This is a genomic window from Microbacterium sp. CIAB417 (assembly GCF_022788845.1).
Map to the genome: position 1 here is coordinate 100,236 of NZ_JAHZUT010000008.1, position 21,106 is coordinate 121,341.

The 21,106-nt window shown below is 69.2% G+C and carries 21 protein-coding genes and 1 tRNA gene; 5 read left to right on the plus strand and 17 right to left on the minus strand.

The genetic code is table 11. The annotated features are described in order from the left end of the window. Position 1: 1 nt before the first annotated feature. Both KYX17_RS26390 and KYX17_RS26395 read left to right on the plus strand, forming a co-directional pair. Entirely contained in the window at positions 2-349 is a 348-nt protein-coding gene (locus KYX17_RS26390) for a metalloregulator ArsR/SmtB family transcription factor (protein ID WP_243231580.1), read from the plus strand. Next, entirely contained in the window at positions 346-852 is a 507-nt protein-coding gene (locus KYX17_RS26395) for a GNAT family N-acetyltransferase (protein ID WP_243231591.1), read from the plus strand. The genes KYX17_RS26390 and KYX17_RS26395 overlap by 4 nt, the downstream gene beginning before the upstream one ends. Before the next feature lie 55 nt (positions 853-907). On the opposite strand, the gene KYX17_RS26400 is transcribed toward KYX17_RS26395, so the two are convergent. The 7 genes from KYX17_RS26400 to KYX17_RS26430 all read right to left on the minus strand — a co-directional run bounded on the left by KYX17_RS26400 (position 908) and on the right by KYX17_RS26430 (position 5,122). Beyond that, positions 908-999 (minus strand) — tRNA-Ser (locus KYX17_RS26400). A gap of 51 nt (positions 1,000-1,050) precedes the next feature. After that, the gene (locus tag KYX17_RS26405; RefSeq protein WP_243231592.1) at positions 1,051-1,371 is read right to left on the minus strand and encodes a hypothetical protein; all 321 of its coding nucleotides are present in this window, start codon (positions 1,369-1,371) and stop codon (positions 1,051-1,053) included. A gap of 78 nt (positions 1,372-1,449) precedes the next feature. Next, on the minus strand, positions 1,450-2,331 hold the full coding sequence (locus KYX17_RS32385; RefSeq protein ID WP_243231593.1) for a helix-turn-helix transcriptional regulator: 882 nt from the start codon (positions 2,329-2,331) through the stop codon (positions 1,450-1,452). 341 nt (positions 2,332-2,672) lie between these two features. Continuing rightward, positions 2,673-2,948 carry a hypothetical protein gene (locus KYX17_RS26415; protein WP_243231594.1) on the minus strand — a complete coding sequence of 92 codons (276 nt, stop codon included), beginning with the start codon at positions 2,946-2,948 and terminating at the stop codon, positions 2,673-2,675. 130 nt (positions 2,949-3,078) lie between these two features. Continuing rightward, positions 3,079-3,417 (minus strand): SDR family NAD(P)-dependent oxidoreductase, encoded by a 339-nt coding sequence (locus KYX17_RS26420; protein ID WP_243231595.1) that lies wholly within the window; start codon positions 3,415-3,417, stop codon positions 3,079-3,081. Between the two features lie 244 nt (positions 3,418-3,661). After that, positions 3,662-4,549, minus strand: coding sequence for an SDR family oxidoreductase (locus KYX17_RS26425; protein WP_283818231.1), 888 nt, complete (start codon positions 4,547-4,549; stop codon positions 3,662-3,664). Between the two features lie 12 nt (positions 4,550-4,561). Continuing rightward, complete coding sequence (locus tag KYX17_RS26430; protein ID WP_243231596.1) at positions 4,562-5,122, minus strand: Dps family protein; 561 nt, start codon at positions 5,120-5,122, stop codon at positions 4,562-4,564. A gap of 208 nt (positions 5,123-5,330) precedes the next feature. Here KYX17_RS26430 and KYX17_RS26435 point away from each other — a divergent pair, with 208 nt between their 5' ends. The 3 genes from KYX17_RS26435 to KYX17_RS26445 are packed head-to-tail and all read left to right on the plus strand — an operon-like array spanning position 5,331 to position 8,823. Next, entirely contained in the window at positions 5,331-7,127 is a 1,797-nt protein-coding gene (locus KYX17_RS26435; protein WP_243231598.1) for a glycoside hydrolase family 15 protein, read from the plus strand. Then, positions 7,117-8,010, plus strand: a complete 894-nt coding sequence (locus tag KYX17_RS26440; RefSeq protein ID WP_243231600.1) for an SMP-30/gluconolactonase/LRE family protein — start codon at positions 7,117-7,119, stop codon at positions 8,008-8,010. The genes KYX17_RS26435 and KYX17_RS26440 overlap by 11 nt, the downstream gene beginning before the upstream one ends. Positions 8,011-8,022: 12 nt before the next feature. After that, positions 8,023-8,823 (plus strand): SDR family NAD(P)-dependent oxidoreductase, encoded by an 801-nt coding sequence (locus tag KYX17_RS26445; RefSeq protein WP_243231601.1) that lies wholly within the window; start codon positions 8,023-8,025, stop codon positions 8,821-8,823. Positions 8,824-8,826: 3 nt separating this feature from the next. Here KYX17_RS26445 and KYX17_RS26450 read toward each other — a convergent pair whose 3' ends face one another. The 10 genes from KYX17_RS26450 to KYX17_RS26495 all read right to left on the minus strand — a co-directional run bounded on the left by KYX17_RS26450 (position 8,827) and on the right by KYX17_RS26495 (position 20,618). Further along, positions 8,827-9,324: a GNAT family N-acetyltransferase gene (locus tag KYX17_RS26450; RefSeq protein ID WP_243231602.1), complete on the minus strand. Its 498-nt coding sequence runs from the start codon at positions 9,322-9,324 to the stop codon at positions 8,827-8,829. A 100-nt stretch (positions 9,325-9,424) separates the two neighbouring features. Next, positions 9,425-12,406 carry an immunoglobulin-like domain-containing protein gene (locus KYX17_RS26455; RefSeq protein WP_243231603.1) on the minus strand — a complete coding sequence of 994 codons (2,982 nt, stop codon included), beginning with the start codon at positions 12,404-12,406 and terminating at the stop codon, positions 9,425-9,427. Positions 12,407-12,551: 145 nt separating this feature from the next. Next, the gene (locus tag KYX17_RS26460) at positions 12,552-13,595 is read right to left on the minus strand and encodes a sugar ABC transporter permease (RefSeq protein ID WP_308220961.1); all 1,044 of its coding nucleotides are present in this window, start codon (positions 13,593-13,595) and stop codon (positions 12,552-12,554) included. Then, positions 13,592-14,632, minus strand: coding sequence for an ABC transporter permease (locus KYX17_RS26465; RefSeq protein ID WP_243231604.1), 1,041 nt, complete (start codon positions 14,630-14,632; stop codon positions 13,592-13,594). Before KYX17_RS26465 ends, KYX17_RS26460 begins: the two co-directional genes overlap by 4 nt. Beyond that, on the minus strand, positions 14,629-16,200 hold the full coding sequence (locus KYX17_RS26470; protein ID WP_243231605.1) for a sugar ABC transporter ATP-binding protein: 1,572 nt from the start codon (positions 16,198-16,200) through the stop codon (positions 14,629-14,631). Before KYX17_RS26470 ends, KYX17_RS26465 begins: the two co-directional genes overlap by 4 nt. 118 nt (positions 16,201-16,318) lie before the next feature. Next, positions 16,319-17,335 (minus strand): ABC transporter substrate-binding protein, encoded by a 1,017-nt coding sequence (locus KYX17_RS26475; protein ID WP_243231606.1) that lies wholly within the window; start codon positions 17,333-17,335, stop codon positions 16,319-16,321. 184 nt (positions 17,336-17,519) lie between these two features. Further along, positions 17,520-18,539 (minus strand): LacI family DNA-binding transcriptional regulator, encoded by a 1,020-nt coding sequence (locus tag KYX17_RS26480; RefSeq protein ID WP_308220962.1) that lies wholly within the window; start codon positions 18,537-18,539, stop codon positions 17,520-17,522. Further along, positions 18,527-18,862 carry a hypothetical protein gene (locus tag KYX17_RS26485; protein ID WP_243231607.1) on the minus strand — a complete coding sequence of 112 codons (336 nt, stop codon included), beginning with the start codon at positions 18,860-18,862 and terminating at the stop codon, positions 18,527-18,529. The genes KYX17_RS26480 and KYX17_RS26485 overlap by 13 nt, the downstream gene beginning before the upstream one ends. Further along, a complete protein-coding gene (locus KYX17_RS26490) occupies positions 18,859-19,902 on the minus strand; it encodes a DUF916 domain-containing protein (protein WP_243231608.1) in 1,044 nt (347 codons plus the stop codon). Before KYX17_RS26490 ends, KYX17_RS26485 begins: the two co-directional genes overlap by 4 nt. A 110-nt stretch (positions 19,903-20,012) precedes the next feature. After that, complete coding sequence (locus KYX17_RS26495; protein ID WP_243231610.1) at positions 20,013-20,618, minus strand: hypothetical protein; 606 nt, start codon at positions 20,616-20,618, stop codon at positions 20,013-20,015. Positions 20,619-21,106: the final 488 nt, after the last annotated feature.

Consider the following 21,106-nt stretch of genomic DNA (forward strand, 5'->3'; position numbering starts at 1 on the left):
CATGCCGACTCTGCTGCCCCTGCTAACGACCGACGCCGACGAGTGTTGCTCCCCCGCGTCCGCCGACGCGTTGACACCCGCGGAGGCGGAATCGGTCGCCCGCACGTTCAAGGCGCTCGGCGATCCCACCCGCGTACGACTGCTGTCGCTGATCGCCGCATCCCGCGACGGCGAAGCATGCATCTGCGATCTGACAGAGCCGGTCGGGCTGTCTCAGCCGACCGTTTCCCACCACATGAAGGTGCTCGTCGACGCGGGTCTCGCCACACGTGAGCAGCGCGGCCGCTGGGCGTACTTCCGCGCCGTCACCGAGGTCCTCGATGATGCCGCGATGGCGCTGCGCCCGTGAGCGCCGTCGGCGTCCGCGCGATGACGCTCGGTGACTGGCCTGCCGTCGAAGCGATCTACCGCGAGGGTCTCGCGACCGGCAACGCCAGTTTCGAAGCCGAACCGCCGAGCTGGGACACGTTCGACGCAGGCAAGCTGAGCGCGGGGCGACTCGTCGCGGTCGATGCGGACGGCACCGTGACCGGTTGGGTCGCCGCGTCCGTCGTCTCCCCCCGTGCGGTCTATCGCGGGGTCGTCGAGCACTCGGTGTACGTGGCGACACGGTCCCAGGGAGGCGGCACTGGGCGGGCGCTGCTCACCTCATTCCTCGACGCCATGGATGGCGCCGGGGTCTGGACGGTGCAGTCGAGCATCTTCCCGGAGAATGTCGCCAGTCTGACGCTGCATGAGCGCGCGGGCTTTCGCCGCGTCGGACAGAGGGAACGGATTGCGCTCATGTCCTACGGCCCCTGGGCGGGCCAATGGCGCGACACCGTCCTGGTCGAGCGGCGCCGGAGTGATTGACCACCGACTGAATGCAAGAACCCCGTCCGAAAAGTAATTCGGACGGGGTTCTCCGTGGCGGAAGTGACAGGATTTGAACCTGCGAGGCGAGTTACCCCGCCTACATGGATTCCAGCCATGCTCCTTAGGCCGCTCGGACACACTTCCAAGGAGCGATCCTAACACGGGCGGTCGCCGTCGCCCGCGCGCGGCCGCCGCTCACCCCGCGTCGCCCCCGGGCTCATGGCGCTCCGGAAGGAGCACGATCCCACCCGAGGAGTGGGCCGAACGCGCGAGTTCCTCGATCCAGTCCCGACTGATCTCGGCGGGCTCCGGGTCGTCGAACACGAAGCGCAGCGGGATGGACGGGGCGAACCACAGGGTGCTGCGCCCGCCCTCCTCGCTGTCCGGATGCGTGAGAGAGACCGTGAAGCTCTCGCCGCGGCGCAGCTTCGTGGCGATGACGACTTTCAGGTGCGCGAGGGCGCGATCCTCGATCTCGACCGCCGTCTCGCCCGTCCCGTAAAAGATCTGTCCCATGCCGTTCACGGTATGCGAGGCCGGGCGATCGTCGGAAGGACCCGCTCCCGGCACGCACGAAATGTCCCCGACGCGCGCTCAGCGCCGCAGAGTGTGCGACGGCGGCTCGCCGTACGCCTCGGCGTAGAGATGCGCGAAACGGCCCGTGTGGGCGAACCCCCAGCGGGCCGCGATCTCGCGCACCGTACGAGTGCCCGCATCCGCCGCCATCAGATCCGCGTGCGCCCCCTCGAGTCGGATGCGACGCAGGAACGCCGAGGGCGACATCTCGTAAGAGCGCCGGAAGACCAGTTGGAGGCCACGCACCGACGTCCCCGCGGCGAGCGCGACGTCGCCGATCGTGATCGGGTCGGCGACGTGCTCTTCCATGAACGCGATCGCCCGGCGCACCGTACGCGGCGACGCTTGTGTGCGCCTGCGCGAATGCGCGCCCAGAAGAGGAAACGAAGTGGCGATGGCGGCCACGAGCTGATGCGTGAACTGTGCCCGCAGCAGCGGCGATGTGGCGACCGTCTCGTCGGCGAGCAGCGTCGCCTCGATGAAACGCAGCGTCTCGGCCACGATCGAGTGGCGTTCTGCCGTGCCGTTGACGCGATCGGTGCGCAGCCGCGGCGGCTCCTCGCCCAGCATTCCGCGCAGCACCCGATGGAACGTCTCGGCGTCGAGACTGGCCGCCCGCATCTGCAGCTGGGTGAAGCGCGCGGAGAAGGCCGTCGCCGGGGGCACCAGGAAGGGGATGCGGCCATCGCCGCTCTCGTGCCCCACCGACCACCGATGACGACCCGCGACCGCGTGGGCGACGATGAACTGGGGGAACTCCTCAGCCTCCGTGCGGTTCGATCCTCCGAAGCGGAGGGCCGTGGCCATGAGGCTGCTGTCGCTCACGGCAGCCATCTGGTAGCGGAATCCGGCCGGAGGATCGGCCGTCAGAACCATCGAGGTGTTGAAGAGCTCGCTCACCGATTCCTGCGCGCGTTGCGGGTCATCCGTCTGCAGTCCACGACGAGAGGGCGCCCCCTCGCTCACGCCCCGTCACCTGAAACGACGACCGTGGAATCCACCCTGCCCAACTGCCCTCCTCGCTCGCCGACCACGGTGCGTCCCCACCCTGTGCGATCGCCCGCCGACGGACTCGGTATCGATCCGATCCACGCGGGAAGTATCCGCCACACGCAGCCGCGTGGCATCAATGAGAATCAGGGTCGTTCGTGCACGAACAAAGAGGGTTGACACCGGATGCGCGATCTGGCATATCCGCATCCCGCGCCGCCCACGGCGAGGCAGGGGAGCGTCGGGCGCGCTCAGGCCGACGAATCCTCCAGAAGCTCCGTCACCCTGTCGAAGTCGAGTGTCTGGGCGATCTCCTCCGCACGGTCGTAGCGGGATCCGGCGAGCACGACGAACACCGTCCCGACGACGTCCACGAATCCGACGCACTCGTCGCCGCGCAGGGCCCGGTAGCGTTCGGGGGCGATGCGCTCCCAGCGCAGAACCGGCGCCTCGGGCGCGGCGAGCGCGACCTCGGGGGCGGTATCGGCTGCGGGCGTACGATTCTCCGGCATCATCTGCAGCGTCATCGTCGCCTCCTGCTCCGTGGGGTTTTCTCCACTGTGCGCTCGGCCGGTAGCAAACAGCTGAGGCTTGACTTATCGTCTGCTGCTCGCCTACGCGTGCACGGTCGACCCTCGAAGCCGCCCGTGCACGGTCTCAGCCGAGGAAGGGGCGCAGGTCGGGGTAGCCGCTGGTCTGCCAGGCGCCGTCGACGACGACGTTCTCCCCGTTCACGTACGACGCATCATCCGACGCGAGGAACAGCGCCACACCGGCGATCTCCTCGGGCTCGGCCGGACGGCCGGCGGGGATGCGCGCCATGTACGCCTCGGGAACGCCGGGCATGCTCATGAGGCCGCCGGTGAGCGGGGTCGCCACGAGACCCGGCGAGACCGCGTTGACGCGGATGCCGTCGCCGGCGAGTTCGAGTGCCGCGTTCTTCGTGAGCATCACGACACCGGCCTTGGCGGCCGAGTACCCCGCGCCGAAGTGCATCGGAACGAGCGAACCGCCGCCTCCGCCCCGAGGGTGGCGGTCACCTCCCGCAGCTCCGCCTCGAGAGCGTCGGCCACCAGCTCGGTCACCCCGGCGGCGTGCCGATAGAAGGTGTCACGGGTGACGCCCGCTGCGCGGCAGAGATCCGTCACACTGATCTGCGACAACGGCATCGCGGATGCCATCTCGAGCGCACGCGCGGAGACGGCCGCCCGGTGTCCGGACGGCCGTCTCCCCGCGAAGGTCAATGCACCGGCATCCCACCCGTGACGGCGATCGTCTCGCCGACCACGTAGCTGGACTCCTGGGAGGCGAGGAACACGAACGCCGGAGCGACCTCGACGGGCTGACCCGCCCGCCCGATCGGCGTCTGGGAGCCGAACTGCTCGATCTTCTCGTTCGGCACGAAAGCGGGCTGCAGCGGGGTCCAGATGGGGCCGGGAGCCACGCCGTTGACCCGGATGCCGCGCTCGATCAGCTGCTGCGACATCGCACGGGTCCAGTTGGCGATTCCCGCCTTCGAGACCGCGTACTCGGCCAGCGAGGGCGACGGCTGGAATCCCTGCACGCTCGAGGTCGTGATGATCGCCGCGCCGGGCTTCAGGTGAGCGGATGCCGCCTTGGTCAGCCAGAACAGGGGGTAGATGTTGGCCTTCACGACGTGATCGAGCGTGTGCGTCTCGAAGTCGTCGATGCTGTCGACCGTCGGCATCGTGCCGGCGTTGATCACCAGGATGTCCAGGCCACCGAGCTCATCGACGGCGCGCTCGACGACATCGACGTTGGTCTGCTCCTGCTGCAGGTCGCCGGGAAGGAGCACGGCCTTGCGACCCTCCTTCTCGATGAGCGCCGCGACCTCCTCAGCCTGTGCCTGCTCCTCGGGCAGGTAGCTGAGCGCCACATCCGCGCCCTCACGGGCGTAGGCGATGGCGACCGCCCGGCCGATGCCGGAGTCGGCGCCTGTCACGAGCGCCTTGCGGCCCGGCAGTCGGCCGAAGCCGATGTAACTGGTCTCGCCGTGGTCGGGCGCGGGGTCCATCTTGTGGATGTCGCCGGGGGCGCTCTGCTGCTGGGGCGGGAAGGGCGGCCGGGGGAACTGGGTCGTCGGATCCTGGGCGTCGTACATGCTCATCTGCGACCCCTCTCAGCGCGCCGCCGGCGCGCGGTTCTCGGCGCTGACCATCCACGCGAGCTGCTCGAGGCGCTCCAGCACCGCGTGCAGGATGTCGGCGCTCGTCGGGTCCTCGTCGTCGACCGCGTCGTGCACGTCTCGGCAGGTGCCGATCGTGGCCTCCAGGCGCTCGGTGATGAGGTCGATGACCTCGCTCGTGTCGATCTCGCCCTGTGGGAACTCCGGCAGCGTGGTGGTCTCGGCGACGGTGTCGCTGCGACCGTCCGGGAGCGCGTGCAGCGCCCGCATCCGCTCCGCGACGGTGTCGCTGAACTCGCGCGCGGCATCGATGACCTCGTCCAGCTGCAGATGCGTGTCACGGAAGTTGCGGCCGACGACGTTCCAGTGCGCCTGCTTGCCCTGCAGCGAAAGCTCGATCAGGTCGACGAGCACCTTCTGCAGGTTGTCGCTGAGCTCCTGGGATGCGGTGAACCCGCTCTCCGCGTTCTGCTCCTCGGTGAGCCCGGCTCCGGCTCCGCCCTTCGCGGGGCGGCGGCGGTTGCGCGTGGTGCTCGATGCGTTCGTGGCGGCCATGTCGTCCTCCTTCGTCGTCGAGGACGGGTCGTGCCCGTCGCTCGGTGTCTGACGGGTACGACGCTAACCCCGGGTCGGGGCGCGGCGGCGGGGGTTGTCCGCCCCGCCGCGGGTTGCTAACGCTGGTGCGCGAGCAGCCACGTAACCCGCCCGCGCGCGGCACGCAAGCCTGCCCCGCCCCGGGGGCGGGCCGCCTAGCGTGGCTGCCGTGTCCCGCCCCTCCTCCGACCTCTCGTCCTACGCCGCGATCGGCGACGGCCGGACGATCGCTCTCATCGATCGTCGCGGCAGCATCGACTGGCTGCCGGTTCCCAACCTCGACTCCGTGCCGGTCTTCGCCCGCATCCTCGATGCCGAGAACGGCGGATGTCTGGAGATCACACCCGTGGGCGAGTTCGAGGTGCGTCGCCGATACGTGGCGCGCACGAACGTGCTGCAGACGACCTTCATCACCCCGACGGGCACGGCCCGTCTGACGGACGCGATGGTGACGGGTGTCGCCGGGCGACTTCCTTGGGCGGAGCTGGCCAGGCGCGTGGAGGGCATCGACGGCGATGTCTCCTTCACCTGGCGCGTGCAGCCGGGAACGCGCCTGAACACCGCGGCTCCCTGGGCGGAACAACGCGACGGCGCGACGATCCTGCGCGTCGGCGAGACCTCGCTGGCGGTGGTGGGTCAGGACCACGGCGGAGCGACGACCGTCGATGACGGCGCCGGCCCGCGCGTCGAAGGGTCGTTCACGACCTCGAAGGGCTCTCGCCACCTGCTCGTGGTGGTCGCGACCGACGGCGAGCCGCTGCACCTGCCGCATCCGGAGAACGTCGACCGCAGCATCGACCGCACGATCGAGGGGTGGCGCGCCTGGTCGCGGGAGTTCGGCTACGAGGGCCCGTGGCAGGCCACCGTGCAGCGCAGCGCGCTCGCACTGAAGCTGCTCGTCTACTCCCCCACCGGGGCGATCGCCGCCGCCGCGACCACGTCGCTGCCGGAGGACCCCCGCGGCGGCAAGAACTGGGACTACCGGTTCGCGTGGGTGCGCGATCTCGCCTACACCGCGCACGCGCTCGTTCGTTTCGGCCTGCGCGAGGAGACGCACGCCGCGATCTCGTGGCTGCTGCGCACCATCCGCGACAACGGCCCCGACCTGCACGTGCTGTACAGCCTCCGAGGCACGCTCGCCCAGGACGTCATCGAGCACGAGGCGCCGGGCTGGCGCGGGGTCGGCCCGGTCGTGACCGGCAACCCGGCGCACGGACAGCTCCAGCTGGGCGTGTACGGCGACCTCTTCGCCATCTGCCGCACCTACGTGGATGCGGGCAACGTGCTGGACGTCGCCACCGGCCGCATGCTCGCCGCCATGGCCGACCGCACGTGCGACGAGTGGCGCAAGCCGGACTCCGGGATGTGGGAGCTTCCCGAGATCCGCCACTACACCTCCTCGAAGATGGGCTGCTGGCAGGCGCTGCGCGATGCGGTCGTGCTCGCCGAGGCGGGTGCGATCCCGGGCAGCGCGGAGCGTTGGGCGTCCGAGCGCGACCGCATTGCGGCGTGGATCGCCGAGCACGGCTGGTCGGAGGAGATCGGGGCGTACGTCATGCATCCGGACTCCACAGACGTCGACACCTCGGTGCTCCTGCACGCCGAGAGCGGGTTCGACCGCGGTGAACGGATGTCACGGACGATCGACGTGCTCACCGAACGGCTCGGCGCCGGGCACCTGATCTACCGCTACACGGGGATGGATCAGGAGGAGCACACCTTCGTCGCCTCCGCGTTCTGGCGGGCCGGTGCGCTCGCGTGCGTGGGACGGCACGAGGAGGCCGTCGCCGCCATGGACGACCTGGTCGCGCGCGCCAACGACGTCGGCGTCTACGCCGAGATGATCTCGGAGCACGACGGCGCATCCTGGGGCAACCTCCCCCAGGCGCTGAGCCACCTCGCCGTCATCGGCGCCGCTCTCACGATCCGCGACCTCGTCGCCGCGGAGGTGCTCGATGGCCGCTGAACCCCGCATCTTCCGGCGCCTCGACGCGATCCTCGTCGAGAGCATCTTCTGGGACGACCGCAGCGACGAGCTCGTCTGGGTCGACATCACGCGGGGCACCATGCACCGCGCCCGACTGGACGGCCCGGAGGACGGCTCCCGCGACACGGTCGTGCGACTGCCGGCACCGGTGAGCGCGGTGCAGCCCGCCGCATCCGGCGGGTTCGTCGCGGCTTTGAAGGATCGCGTCGTCCTGCTGGATGCGGACGGCACGATCGTGCGGACGGTCGCCACTCTCCCCCACGCGCACCCGGGCATTCGCAGCAACGAAGCCAAGGTCGACCCCTTCGGACGTTTCGTGGTCGGGGCGATGAACCTGACGACCGGAGCGCCAGACGCGAGTCTGTTCCTCGTCGACGCGTCGGGCACCGTGCGGGCGCTCCGCGGCGGCTTCGGCGTCGCCAACGGATTCGAGTGGTCCGACGATGCGCGGACGATGTACGTCACCGACACGGCGACGCGAACCGTCTACCGGGGGACATACTCGCGGGAGGCCGAAGCCCTCGGCGAGCTGGAGCCGTTCCTGGTCGGCGAAGACTCGGACGGACTCGCCCTGGACACCGACGGGCGATTCTGGAACGGCGTCTACGGCGCGGGGCTGGTCGTGCGGTGGACGCCTGACGGACGCGCCGATGCCCGCATCCGCATCCCGGCGCCGCAGGTGACCTCCGTCGCGTTCGGCGGGACCTCGCGGAATCTGCTGTTCGTCGGGACCGCTCGCGAGCAGCTCACCGAGCAGGAGCTCGTTGCGGCACCCCTCAGCGGGTCGATCTTCGTGATCGACACGGACGCCCAGGGGCGTCCGGCACATACGTTCGGACCGATCCCGTCCGAAAGCGAATGAAAGGACACCGACATGGATCTCGGCATCGCAGGCAAGAAAGCTCTCGTCACCGGTGGCGACTCGGGCATCGGCTTCGAGACCGCGAGACTCCTCCTCGCTGAGGGAGTGACCGTCGTGCTCACCGACCGCGACGCGCAGAAGCTCGAGGAGTCCGCTGCCCGCCTCGACGCGCCCGAGGGCCGACTCCACGCGTTCGCCGCCGACATCACCGACCTCGCGTCCGTGGCCGAGCTGCACCGCAAGACGACGGATGCGGTGGGCGCCATCGACATCCTGGTGCAGTCCGCGGGCATCACGGGCGCGCAGGGACTGTTCCACGAGATCGACGACGAGGGCTGGACGTCGACGATCGAGACCGATCTGCTCGGACCGGTGCGCGTGATCCGGGAGTTCCTGACGGACCTGCGCTCGGGCGGATGGGGGCGCCTCGTGCTGCTCGCCTCGGAGGATGCCGTGCAGCCCTACGACGACGAGCTGCCCTACTGCGCGGCGAAGGCCGGCATTCTGGCGCTCGCGAAGGGGCTCTCGCGCAGCTACGCCTCCGAGGGGCTGCTCGTCAACGCCGTCTCCCCCGCCTTCATCCACACGCCCATGACCGACGCGATGATGGAGAAACGCTCGAAGGAACGGGGCGAGTCCTTCGACGAGGCGATCGCGTCGTTCCTCGATGAGGAGCGGCCGTACATGGAGCTCGGCCGCCGCGGCGAGCCCGAAGAAGTGGCGTCGGTGATCGCCTTCCTCTGCTCGGCGCGCGCCTCGTTCGTCAACGGGTCGAACTACCGCGTGGACTCGGGGTCGGTCGCCACCATCTGACGATCAGTCGTCGGCGGTGGCGGGACCGGCGAGGTCCTTGCGCAGGAAGACCTCGTCCTCGCCCCCGGCACCGCCGGCGGCCTCGGAGATCACGTAGCCCTGACGTTCATAGAGGCGGATGTTCGCTTCGCTCAACCTGCCGGTGAACAGCTCCGCCGTGCGGGCCCCCGCGCGGCGGCCGCGTTCCTCGACAGCGTCCAACAGGGCGGAGCCGATCCCACCGCCCTGCTGATCGGGCGCGATGGCCAGCCGTCCCACGAGCAGCACATCGCCGTCGATGCGGGCGCGGATCGCGCCGATCATCCTCCCGCCGCGCCGCGCCACCTGGCCCAGGTTGTCCCGCAGCTCGTAGGCGACCTCCTCGAGCGTCTGTGTGAACACCGGCATGTCGATGTCGCGGTAGATCAGCGCCTCCTGCACGAAGGCGGCACGCTGCAGAGTCAGCACCTCGCCCGCATCCTCGGGTGAGATCGGATGGATGTCGATGTCGTCGGCGCTCATGCGTGCTCCTGTCGGTCGAGGCTCCCCCGCCATCCTGCGCACACGCACCGGAGTCGGGCCAGCTGTGCGCCGACCCGGCCCCGGTGGTGTATGACCGCCCCTAACCGCAGGTCGCCGAGGGCACGACGGCGCTCTGCGTCGTCGTGCGCCCGTCGGCGGCTCTCGCCGTCACCGTCACCGTCTGCGCGGGCGTTGCCGCCAGTCGCGTCGTGAAGGCTGCGGATGCCGAGGCGCCGGGAGCCAGCGTCAGCGCCTTGCTGCCGTAGGCACCGACGATCGTCGCCGTCATCGACGACGGATCGGTGTTGACCACCGCAACGGAGTGCACGACCTTGCCGGCCAGGCACTTCGCAGCGACGGTGGTCGTGAACGCGACGCCGAGCGTGACCGCCGCCGAACTCGACACGCTGACGCGTCCATCCCGGTAGCCGTCGTAGGTGGCGGTGACGGCACCGACCTGGGCGGGAACCTCGACCGAGGCGATCCCGTCGGCGAGGATCGCGCTCTGGCTCCACCCGCCACCCGCGAAGGTCACCGTGCCGGCGACCTGACCGGCATCGGCGGCGACGACGTGCGCGGTGGCGGTGCGACCGGAAGCGGTGAGCGTCGTCGTCGAGGCGACGGCGGCCACATCCGTCCATCCGTGCAAGGCCGTCAGGACGGCCTGCGACACGTTGACGAAGGAGCCGTGACGGGGGCTTGCGGGCAGACCGCCCACCGGGCGCACGTTCCAGTCGGCCCGGCGCGAGAGGCGGTCGCCCTGATTGCTGCTCGCGATCTCGTCGCCTGTCGTGACGAACGCGCGGTAGCCGCCGGAGCCGTAGTTGTCGACGAGGAAGACGTACCCGTCGTCGTCCGCGGTGTTGTTCGGGTCGCCGTCGTTGAGCTTGACGATCTGCGGCCCCTCACCCGCTTGCCCGGTCTCGAGGCTGGTCATGGCGGTGTCGATCAGCTGCCAGCCCGTCTCGGGGTTCGCGTTCCAGTCCGAACGGGTGGTCGTCGCGGTGAGCACCTTCGAGCGCTCCAGGAAGATGTCCTTTCCGCGCTCGAGGCCGTCGGCGGCTCCGCCGTCCTCGTTCTTGGTGAATCGGTAGTAGTAGTCCCCGATCTTCTGCACCGTCGAATCGATCCGTGCGTAACCGGTGTTCTGCCACTCGGCGGGCGGGTAGGTGAAGGTGCGGAAATCGCGGGTCAGCACGGTGAACACCCGGGCGTGGAGGTTGTCGTTGTTGGTCTTCGACGCGTCCGAGTACAGCCGCGACGAGAAGTGCACCACGTAGGACTGCAGGGCGTCGTCCCAGTACGCCTCGGGCGCCCACGTCATGCCGGCCGCCGGCTGGTTGATCGTGATGCCCGTGTTCGCGTCGTTGGTGCGCTTCCAGTGCACCATGTCGGTCGACTCCCACACCTCGATCTTCAGGCTGCCCTCGGATTGGGCGGGACCCCATCCGGTGCCGCAGCTGATGCAGAGGTCGGTTGCGACCATGTAGTACTTGTCGCCGTCCTTGGAGCGCAGCACGTACGGGTCGCGAAGGCCCTTCGTGTCGGTCGTCGAGGTGATGACCGGATTTCCGCCGTTGACGGCGGAGAAGGTGAAGAAGTCGTTTCCGCTGGTCGCCGCCTGGTAGATCTTCTCGTCGCTGTCGGATGTGAAGTACGCGGCCGCGTAGCCGGCATCCGGCGCCCAGCGGCCGTGCTCAGCGACGGTGATCTGGAAGGTGCGGTCGGCGGAGCGGCCGTTCAACGTGGCGGTCGCGGTGAGCGTCACAGGACGATCGCCCGCACCGTACGCCGGCCGCGAGACGATGCCGCCGCCCGCGAAGGGGTCCGCCGAGCCCGCGGCCGGCGCCGTGTAGGCCGGGTCGGTGCCGGTCACCAGAGCGGGGTCGGACGAGCTCCAGGTGATGGAGGCGCCGTTGACGGCGCCCTTCGTCGCCAGCGGCAGGTTCTCTGTCGTGCGCGTCGCCAGCACGATCGCGTCGAGATCACTCGCCACGGACGGGGCGACGACGGTGACCTCGAAGGTCAGCGTGCCCAGCGAGCTCGTGGCCGTCAGGGTGACGGGGGTGTCCTGGGCGATGGAGCGCGAGACGACGCCGGTCGTGGACACGATCTGGGGCGAGGAAGAGGCCCACGTGAGCGCGACGCCGTTGACCGTGGCCGCGAGCGTCAGGTTGGTCGACACCCGATCGAGCGAGGGGTTGGCCCCCAGCATCGTGGCGAGCACGTCGCCGCGCAGCAGCGCTGCGGTGGCCGCGCTCCTCTCCTGAGCCGTGGGCATGCTGGCGCGCACGTCGTCCGCGGTGAGGGCTGCGTCCCAGAACTTCACGTCCGAGACGTCGGCGCGCAGCAGCGCGTCCCCCTGGTAGAGGGAGCGTCCGAGATACCCGAGGACGTTGCCGCTCGGGATGATCGAGCTGAGGGAACGGGTGTGGGTGAGCGTCGAGATCACGGCCCCGTCGCGGTACAGCGTCAGCGTGTTCCCCTGACCCACCATGGTGAGGGTCGTGAACCCCGGGTTCAGGCCGCCGCCGGCCGGCATCCGCGTCTCTCCGTTATCGCTGCCGGACTTCACGCGGATCGCGGCGAGCGCCTGGTTGACGTAGCCGCCCTGCGACGAACGCGGGCTCAGGAAGATGTGGTTGCCGAGCTGGGTCGTGTTCCACGGGCCCACGCCGTCACCGATGACCCAGCCGAAGTGGTTGGCTGCGGTCTGCGTGGCCACGGTGTACTCGACGGTGAAGTCGTTATCGGCGCCGGTCACGAGCCCCTTGGGGAGAGACGCGTACCCGTCGGCCCGGAAGCGCAGCACGGCGTCGCCCGCCGCATCCGCGAACGAGGCATCGGTGAAGCCGGTAAGCGTGGCGTTGCGCCCATTGCCCGACACATCGATCAGGGACTGACCCTGGTGGGACATGTCGTAGTGGGCCGTGGGGGCCGGGATGTCGGCGGCCTGTGCGGCGAGGGGGACGCCGAGACCGGTGACGGTGAGCGCTGCGCCGAGCACGGATGCGGCGAACGCGCGGGCGCGCCGGCGATGCCGTGTCGCGGTGACGGATACGGGCGGGGAGTTTCTCGTCATCGAGAGTCCTGTTCGTCTCGAGCGACCGGGCCGTGTGACGGCCGACGTCGCATCGGATGCGGTGTTCAGTTGTGGATCCGCCCGCGTGCGGGCATGGCACGGCATCGGAACGGACAACGCATCCGTCCCGACGCCGTGCCGGGGTTCATCTGCGTCGTCTGGCCGTCAGCACACGCTGGAGGAGCACGAAGACGAGCAGGATGCCGCCGGTGATGATCGTGAGGTACTCGGGGCGGATGGAGCCGTCCTTCGTGATGATCATCCAGAGCGTCGCGAGCACCAGCGATCCGACGACCGAGCCGAGGACATAGCCCGCGCCGCCGGTCAGCAGCGTGCCGCCGATGACGACGGCCGCGATCGCGTCGAGCTCCCAGCCGATGGCCGTGACGTTCTGCGCCTTGCCGCCCACCTCCGCCGTATAGACAACGGCCGCGAGACCCGCGAGCGCTCCGCTGATGATGTAGATCGACACCCGGGTGCGGGCGACCGGCAGGCCCATCAGCTGCGCCGACGATTCGGCGCCGCCGATGCCGTAGATGGTGCGTCCGGAGCGGGTGCGGTGCAGGAAGAAGAACGCGCCGATCACGACGAGCACGGCGATGAAGAACCCGGGCGTGAGCACGAGGTCGTTGACCTTGGGGCCGTCGACGAGCTTGAAGTCGGTGGCCAGCAGCAGGATCGGCGAGTCGTCGGGCGCCTGGACCGGCACCGTCGAGAGGATCGACGCGAGCCCGCGGGCCAGGAACATCATCGCCAGCGTGGCGATGAACGGCTGCACGTTGAAGTACTGGATGAGCACTCCGGAGACGAGGCCGAACAGCGCGCCGAAGACGATCATGAGCACGATCGCGAGCCACCCGTTCACGCCGATGTTCATCAGCATGACGCCGGCGACCGAGGTGAAGGCCACGACGGCGCCCACCGAGAGGTCGATCCCGCCCGAGAGGATGACGATCGTCATCCCCACGGCGAGGATGATCGTCGGCGCGAAGCTGACGAGCAGGCTCGACATCGTGCCCATGTGGAACACGCGGCCGTAGGCGAGCTCCGCGTAGACGAGCATGGCGATCAGCAGGAGCACCGCCGCGAGCGAGGGGATCACCGACTGGCTGCGCCCCCAGACGCGGGCGAATCCGCGGGAGGGTGCCTTGTCGAGGTCGATGGACGAGGTCGAGACGGACGCGCTCACGCGACGGCCTCCTTTCGGGAACGGGTGCGCCCGAGTCGGAGCACGTAGCCGCGCACCCGCTCGGACTGCAGGAGAACCAGCACCACGATGACGATCGCCTTGAAGGCGGGGGTCGCAGCGGCCGAGATCCCGAGGAAGAGGACCGTCTTGTTGAGCGTCGCGATCAGGAGGGCGCCGACGGTGGAACCGAGGATCGAGAACTTGCCGCCCGCGAGCGACGTCCCCCCGATCACGACCGCGAGGATCGCATCGAGCTCCATCTGGTAGCCGGTGCCGGAGACGTCGACGGTCATGACCTCCGAGACGGTGAACAGGCCGCCCGTGGCCGCGAGCACACCCGAGAGGATGTACACCGCGATGAGGATCGGCCGCGGCCGGATGCCGGCGAGACGGCTGGCGGCCGGGTTCACACCGATGGACTCGATCATGAGCCCCAGCGCCGTGCGCCGCATGATCACCGAGACGAGGACCACGATCACGATCGCTGCGACGAAGCTGATCGGCAGTCCGAGGATCTGCCCGTTCGCGATCTGGCGGAAGGGCTCGTTGGTGGCGTTGGTGTTCTGACCGCCGGTGATGACGCGGGCAATACCGCGGCCGGCGAGCATCATCACGAGCGTGCTGATGAAGGGCTGCAGTCCGATGACGGACACGAGCAGGCCGTTCACGAGACCGAGGACGGCGCCCAGCAGGAGCGCGATGCCGATCGCCGTCAGCATGGCGCCCACCGAGGTCGGCGCGCCGGCTGCGGAGAGGCTCTCCATGGCCGCGGCGCCGCCGACGGCCATGATCGACCCGACCGACAGGTCGATGCCCTTGGTCGCGATGACGAAGGTCATGCCGAGGGCGATCATGATGATCGGCGCGGAGACGCGGAGGATGTCGAGCAGGTTGCCCGCCAGCATCCCGGTCGTCGGGTTGATGCCGACCGACAGATAAGTCGGGTCCTTGATGACGTTGAGCGTCAGCAGCAGGACGATTCCGACGATGCCCCAGAACCAGGGCGTGCGCACGAGCGTCTTCAGGAAGGACGTCATGACAGCTCTCCTTCGGCGAGTGCCTCGGTCTGGGCCTCCGCCTTCTCTTCCGTTTCGGCGGCGATGATCGAGACGATGCGCTCGGCCGTCACATCGGGCCCGTTGACGACCTCGCCGATCTTGTCGTGGTCCTTCAGGATGACGATGCGCTCGGACAGGCGGACGACCTCCTCCAGCTCGGAGGAGATGAAGACGACGCCCATGCCGCCCTCCGCGAGCTCGGCGACGGTCTCCTGGATGTCGGCCTTCGCACCGACGTCGATACCGCGGGTCGGCTCGTCCAGCAGCAGCAGCTCGGGCTCCGTGGCCAGCCAGCGGCCGAGGAGCACCTTCTGCTGGTTGCCGCCCGAGAGCAGCCGGATCGGCCGGTCCGGGTCGTTCGGTCGAACGCTGAAGCGCTCCATGTAGGTCTTGACCAGCGCGTCGACCTCGCGCGCGGGCACGCGACGCAACCAGCCTCGCTTCGCCTGCAGCGCGAGCATGATGTTCTCGCGGACGCTCAGGTCGCCGATGATCCCGTCGTCACGGCGGTTCTCGGTCGAGTATGCGATCCGGTTGGCGAGGCCCGCGACGGGAGAGGCGATGTTGGCCTTCTTGCCCCGGATGCGCACGGTGCCGGAATCGGCACGGTCGGCGCCCACGATGAGCCGCGCGAGTTCGGTGCGGCCGGCGCCGAGGAGACCTGCGAAGCCGACGACCTCGCCCCGGTGGATCTCGATGTCGGTCGGGTTCAGCGCACCCTTGCGACCCAGCCCCTGCGCGCTGTAGACGGGGGTGTCCGTGCGGTCGCGCTCGTCGACCTGCCGGTTGGAGCCGAGGGCCCGAAGCGCGTCGAGGTCCTTGCCGATCATCTTCGAGATGAGCTGCGTGCGGTCGAGCTCGTGGGTGAGGTACTCCCCCACGAACGCCCCGTTGCGCAGAACCGTGATGCGATCGCTGATCGCATACACCTGGTCGAGGAAGTGCGAGACGAAGAGGATGGCGACGCCCTGGTCGCGGAGATTGCGGATGACACCGAAGAGGACCTCGACCTCGGCGGAGTCCAGGCTCGAGGTCGGCTCGTCGAGGATGAGCACCTTGGATTCGGTGACCATGGCGCGACTGATGGCCACGAGCTGCTGCAGGGCGATCGAGATGGAGGCCAAGGGGGCGCGGGGGTCGAGATGACCGAGACCCATGCGCGAGAGGGCCTCGGCGGCCCGGGCGTGCGTCTTGCGCCAGTTGATGCCGAGCGGGCCGCGCACCTCGTGGCCCAGCATGACGTTCTCGCCGATCGTGAGATTCGTGCAGAGGTTGACCTCTTGGTAGACCGTCGAGATCCCGGCGTCCTGCGCCGACTTGGTTCCGGTCAGGCGCCGCTCGACGCCGCCCACGAGGATCAATCCGGAGTCGATCTGGTACACGCCGGTCAACGCCTTGATCAGCGTGGACTTGCCTGCGCCGTTCTCACCCATCAGGGTGTGGACTTCTCCGGGGAGGAGTCGGAAGTTCACGGCGTCGAGGGCTTTGACGCCGGGGAAGGTGATCGATGCGCCGCGGACTTCGACGATCGGGGGTGATTCGGTCATCACTGACGAGCTTCCTCGCTACGGGGCTGCTGCCCTTGGGGGCCGGACGGAGAGCGGGGATCGCCCGGGGCGATCCCCGCTCTGCCTGCCGGCGCGGTTTAGTGCGTGCTTCCGGCGCTCAGAAGGCGAGGCCGTCGGCGAGCGCCTTGTCCGCCGCCTCGGGCGAGTCGAACGTGGCGCTCTTGACGATGATGGTCGAGTCGACCTTGTCGCCCGCGAGGGCCTTCTTCACAGCGTCGACGGCGTCGGTGCCGAAGAACGGGTTGTACTGAGCGACGAAGCTCAGGTCGCCCTTGGAGAGAGCCTCGAGCGCGCCCTTGGTGCCGTCGATCGTGGCGATCTTCACGTCGGTGCCGGGCTTGAGGCCCGCCGCCGTCACGGCCTGCGCAGCGCCGATGCCCATCTCGTCGTTCTGAGCGAAGATGAACTGGATGTCGTTGTTGTTGGCCTTCAGGACGGTCTCGATGACCGACTTGCCCTCGTCCGTCTTCCAGTTGGCGGTCTGTGCGCCGACCTTGTTCCAGCCGGACGCGCCGCCGATCGCCTCGTCGAAGCCCTCATTGCGCTCGTTGACGACCGAGAGACCCGGAACGCCCTCGAGCACGAAGTAGTTGGCGCCCTCCGGGAACGCGGTGGTCGCCCACTCGCCGACCGACTTCGCGACCTGCACGTTGTCGGGCGCGATGCGGGTGACGTAGAGGTCCTCGGGAGCGTCAACGCCGCGGTCGAGCAGGATGACCGGGATCTCGGCTTCCTTGGCGAGCTTGAGCGAGTCCTCCCAGCCCGACGCCTCGGTGGCGGTGAGCAGGATGACGTCGACCTCGTCGTTGACGAACGTCGAGAAGGCGTCCAGCTGCGACTTCTGGTCGCTCGGGCTGGCGGCCGGGGCGTACTTGAGCTCGAAGCCGGCGTCCTCGGTGAAGGCGTCCTTGATGGCCTGCTCGTTGGCGTTGCGCCAGCCGCCCTCGGGACCCACCGCGACGAAGCCGACCGTGGTGAGGTCGCCGCTGCCGCTGCCGCCGGTCGCGTCGCCGCCGGCCTCTGCGTCACCGCTCGAGCAGCCGGCCAGACCCAGCGCGAGAGCCCCCACGCCGATGAATCCCAGCATGCCCAGTGCGCGCTTGTTGTGTGCCATGTGATCTCCTCCTTGAGACTCCCCGACGCTCATCGTCGAAGAGGTGGTCCGTGTGCCCCCAGCGGGAACGTCGGGTAGCCACATTGTGCGCGCTAACAATGCGACTTCGCAACTCTTTCGGGGCGATTCGTTATTTTTCCGTTACCGCGAACATTTGTTGCGCCTAACAACGCATGCCAGCGACTCAGTCGCGCGGCGCGGGAGCCGTGGACGAACGCACGACCAGGACCGGCGCGATGCGATCGTGCCGGGTGTGATCCTCGCCGTCGATGGCAGCGATCACGAGTTGCAGCGCAAGCTCGCCCAGAGCCGAGAAGTCCTGGCGGACGGTCGTGAGCGGAGGCAGGAAGTGCCTCGCATCCGGGACGTCGTCGAAGCCGACGACACTGACGTCCTCCGGCACGCGCAAGCCCTGATCGACCAGGCCGTGCACGAGGCCGAGCGCCATCTGGTCGTTCGCGGCGAACACGGCCGTCGCACTGCCGGAATCGAACGCCTTGCCCACTTCGTAGCCGTAGTCCGAGGTCCAGTCGCCGATGATCGCCTCGCCCGCATCGAGTCCCGCGGCGGCCAGCGATTCACGCCAGCCCTGCTCACGTTCTCTCGCGTCGTACCAGTCCAGGGGCCCCGCGAGGTGCGCGATGCGGCGGTGACCGAGCTCGATCAGATGGTCGACCGCGAGTCGTGCGCCGCTGCGCTGGTCCACGGCCGCCGTGTGCCACACGTCGTCGGACTCGGCCTTGATGACGATCGTGGGAAGCCCCGTGCTCTTCTGCCGCAGCAGCTCGAGCGAGGATGCGCGGGGCGCGATGACGCACAGTGCGTCCACACCCTGGGTTACGAGCTCCACGACCCCGGCGTCCAGCTGCGCGTCGTCGTCGTCGTCGATGGAGAACGCGCTGATGGCATAGCCGACGTCGCGCGCCGCGGCTTCCAGGGCGCGCAGCGTGCTGTTCGGACCGAACTGCACCGGACCGTCGACCAGCACACCGATCCGCATCGCCCGCCGCGTCGCCAGCGCTCGCGCGATCGAGCTGCGGGTGTAGTTCATCTCCTCGATCGCCTTCAGCACACGCTGACGCGTCGAGTCACGGATGTTGGGGTGGTCGTTGAGGACCCGCGAGACGGTCATATGAGACACGCCCGCATGTTTAGCGACGTCGTAGATGCTGGGCCGCTGCCAGCCCCGCGTCAGCTCTGACACGCACCGTCTCCGGAATCGGATGCGGACGTCGTCCTCGCGCGGCGGGAGACGGTAGCGCGCAGCACCAGGGCGGCGCCCAGGGCGAGCACCAGGGCCGCGGCCCACAGGACGGGTTCCACGGGCGGAAGACCGCTGGCGGCCAGAGATCCGACCCCCTCGGCCCCGACGCCGCATCCGCTCGCGCACTCGATCGGCGTGATCTGGACGCTGACGCCGATACTCCCCGGGTCGGGGTCGATGTCGGCCGCGTGAGCGGGCACCGTCACCGCGGCAGCCGCGATCGTGCTCGCCAGTGTGGCCAGCACCGCGCCCCAGCGCTTCATGATGCTCCCACCCGGTCGGTCATCTCGTTGCGTCCCTCTTCACGCCCGCGTTGGAGCGCATCGTCGATCATGGCGGAGATCCGCCTCTGGGAGCGTGATCGTCGCCACAGGATAGCCCAGACGACGAGCCCCGCCCCCAGCAAGATCGCCAACTGCGGCCACGGTACCGCCCAGATGGCCACGTCGGCGGAAATCGGCGCAATGGTCGCATCCGTGTCGGAGATGGCGAGAACCTCCGGGGCGAGGGTCACGGTCGTGATCAGCAGCACCCAGGGCCACACCTCATCGACCTCGACCGTGATCTCGCGACGGTCACCGGGCAGCAGCTCCTGCGCCTGTTGCCCCTCCGCGGGGAAGGAGACGGTGCGACCACCCACCGACACGGCGCCCGTCGCGGCCAGGCGTGTGTTGCCGTCGTTCACGACGTCGAACGAGACCTGCGCCTCGCCCGGGCGCAGCGGGTTCCACGACAGCCGGTAGTCGCCGACGAGCGAGTCGAGCGAAGCCGCCGGGGTGATCTCACCCGTCACGCGCGTCAGCACCCGGAAGCCCACCCTGCTCTCGACGCCGACACTCGCCCCTCCCTCTGCACTGCCCGCCGAGAGGATGGATGCGGTCACGCCCGCCGCATAGTCGCCGGGCTCCGCCCGCTCGGGCACGGCCAGCGAGAAGGGGATGACGACGCTCTCACCGGCGGGGACGGTGACCGCGGCGGGTGCCGTGATCCACGTGCCGGCCGCGGTCGACGCCGCCGCATCCGCGAGGATGTCGAAGCGGCCGGTCTGCGTGAAGAAGCCGTCGGCGGCCGTGATCCGGAAGGTGATCTCCCGCTCACCGAGGTTGCGCACCACAAAGTGCTCGTCCACCCGTTCCCCCGGCCCGAGCTCGTGTTCGACGGCCCGCCGCCCGTCCGCGCCGTCGGCATCGGCGGGCGCGATCGACCAGCGGACAGGATCGTCCTCGGCAGCGGCAGCCGCCGGAGCGAGAGGCGCGAGTATCACTGCGAGCGCGGCGACGGAGAGCGCCGATGCCCGGATCACGGACGGCAGAGTACGAAGGGGTGGGAACACAGCGGTCATCCTGGGGGAAGGGGCGGAGGAGCCGTCACGGGCTCCTCCGCGTCGGACGTGCGCGAGGCTGGGGCGCGAGCTCAGGAGAGCTCCTCCCAGAGGGTGAGCGTGATCGTGCCGGAGTAGCTGCCCGGCGTGACATTCTTCGGGGTCTTCAGCAGCAGATCCGCGGTGGCCTGCCAGGTGCCGGCGGCGCTCTCGGCATCGAAGGCGATCGCGAGGAACTCGGCGTCCACGAGCCCGACGTTGTTCGGCCCGCCGTCGAGCACGGTGTCGACGTCCGGACCCTCCGCCACATCGGCGCTCTGCGTCAGCAGCTTCGGCTTCCAGCCCAGATGACCGGGGTCGATCGAGGCGTCGCCGGAGGTCAACGCGCTGGCCTGGCCCGTCACGTACCAGGCGGAACCGGCCGGGATGGTGTCACGGTCATCGGTGACGGTCACGGTGGGAAGCGTGCCGCCGAAGACGCGCTGGTCGGGGTCGGCCGATTCTCCCTCGGTCAGCACGGCCGAGCCGGGGGCGACGCTCAACGTCAGCGCGCCGGCATCGGGCAGCGCCGCGATGTCGACGGTGACATCGACCTCGTCGTTGCCGATCTCGTCCGCCACGGCCGCTCCGGCGGCGCCGATGAGAAGTGCGCCGCCGACCAGGCCGACGGCGGTCCGGGCGAGAAGGCCCTTCTTCATGGTGTGTCTCCGATCTCCGGCGAAGCGACACAGCTGCGCCGAGTTCCACGACGGCCGGACTCTCCGGCCGTCGGATGGCCCGAGAGGGCGGCGGTCGCGGCCGCATCCCTCTCGGTGAAAGGGGTGCTCTCGCCGCGTGCGGTCGCGACGTCGGGCCGAGGGCCTGCGTGCGCAGCGAGCATCGTGCACCTTTGCTGTGACCCGACGATGGGTCACTCACTCGTTCTTCGACTTGATGGGTCGTCATCGGCGCACGCCGCAACGCGCGCAAGGGATGCGGGAGCGTCGAGCGGGAAGCGGATACGCGACATCGCGTGTTAGCGGTACCAATGACTTGTGCTCGATGTTAGCGCGAACGCATCGTCTGTCAAGCGCGACGGCGGCCGCTCTCTCGGCGAACACCGAGCATCGCTGCCACCCGCCCCTCTACGCTGGTGCAATGACGCACTCTGCCGATTCCTCCGACAGTCATAGTCCGCGCGCCCGGG

Coding starts and splice junctions, on each gene's coding strand:
- KYX17_RS26405 (WP_243231592.1), bottom strand. CDS start 1,371: ATGGGACAGATCTTTTACGGGACGGGCGAGACGGCGGTCGAGATCGAG.
- KYX17_RS26485 (WP_243231607.1), bottom strand. CDS start 18,862: ATGAAGCGCTGGGGCGCGGTGCTGGCCACACTGGCGAGCACGATCGCG.
- KYX17_RS26470 (WP_243231605.1), bottom strand. CDS start 16,200: ATGACCGAATCACCCCCGATCGTCGAAGTCCGCGGCGCATCGATCACC.
- KYX17_RS26445 (WP_243231601.1), top strand. CDS start 8,023: ATGGATCTCGGCATCGCAGGCAAGAAAGCTCTCGTCACCGGTGGCGAC.
- KYX17_RS26450 (WP_243231602.1), bottom strand. CDS start 9,324: ATGAGCGCCGACGACATCGACATCCATCCGATCTCACCCGAGGATGCG.
- KYX17_RS26440 (WP_243231600.1), top strand. CDS start 7,117: ATGGCCGCTGAACCCCGCATCTTCCGGCGCCTCGACGCGATCCTCGTC.
- KYX17_RS26425 (WP_283818231.1), bottom strand. CDS start 4,549: ATGAGCATGTACGACGCCCAGGATCCGACGACCCAGTTCCCCCGGCCG.
- KYX17_RS26415 (WP_243231594.1), bottom strand. CDS start 2,948: ATGACGCTGCAGATGATGCCGGAGAATCGTACGCCCGCAGCCGATACC.
- KYX17_RS26420 (WP_243231595.1), bottom strand. CDS start 3,417: ATGCACTTCGGCGCGGGGTACTCGGCCGCCAAGGCCGGTGTCGTGATG.
- KYX17_RS26495 (WP_243231610.1), bottom strand. CDS start 20,618: ATGAAGAAGGGCCTTCTCGCCCGGACCGCCGTCGGCCTGGTCGGCGGC.
- KYX17_RS26390 (WP_243231580.1), top strand. CDS start 2: ATGCCGACTCTGCTGCCCCTGCTAACGACCGACGCCGACGAGTGTTGC.
- KYX17_RS26430 (WP_243231596.1), bottom strand. CDS start 5,122: ATGGCCGCCACGAACGCATCGAGCACCACGCGCAACCGCCGCCGCCCC.
- KYX17_RS26465 (WP_243231604.1), bottom strand. CDS start 14,632: ATGACGTCCTTCCTGAAGACGCTCGTGCGCACGCCCTGGTTCTGGGGC.
- KYX17_RS26455 (WP_243231603.1), bottom strand. CDS start 12,406: ATGACGAGAAACTCCCCGCCCGTATCCGTCACCGCGACACGGCATCGC.
- KYX17_RS26475 (WP_243231606.1), bottom strand. CDS start 17,335: ATGGCACACAACAAGCGCGCACTGGGCATGCTGGGATTCATCGGCGTG.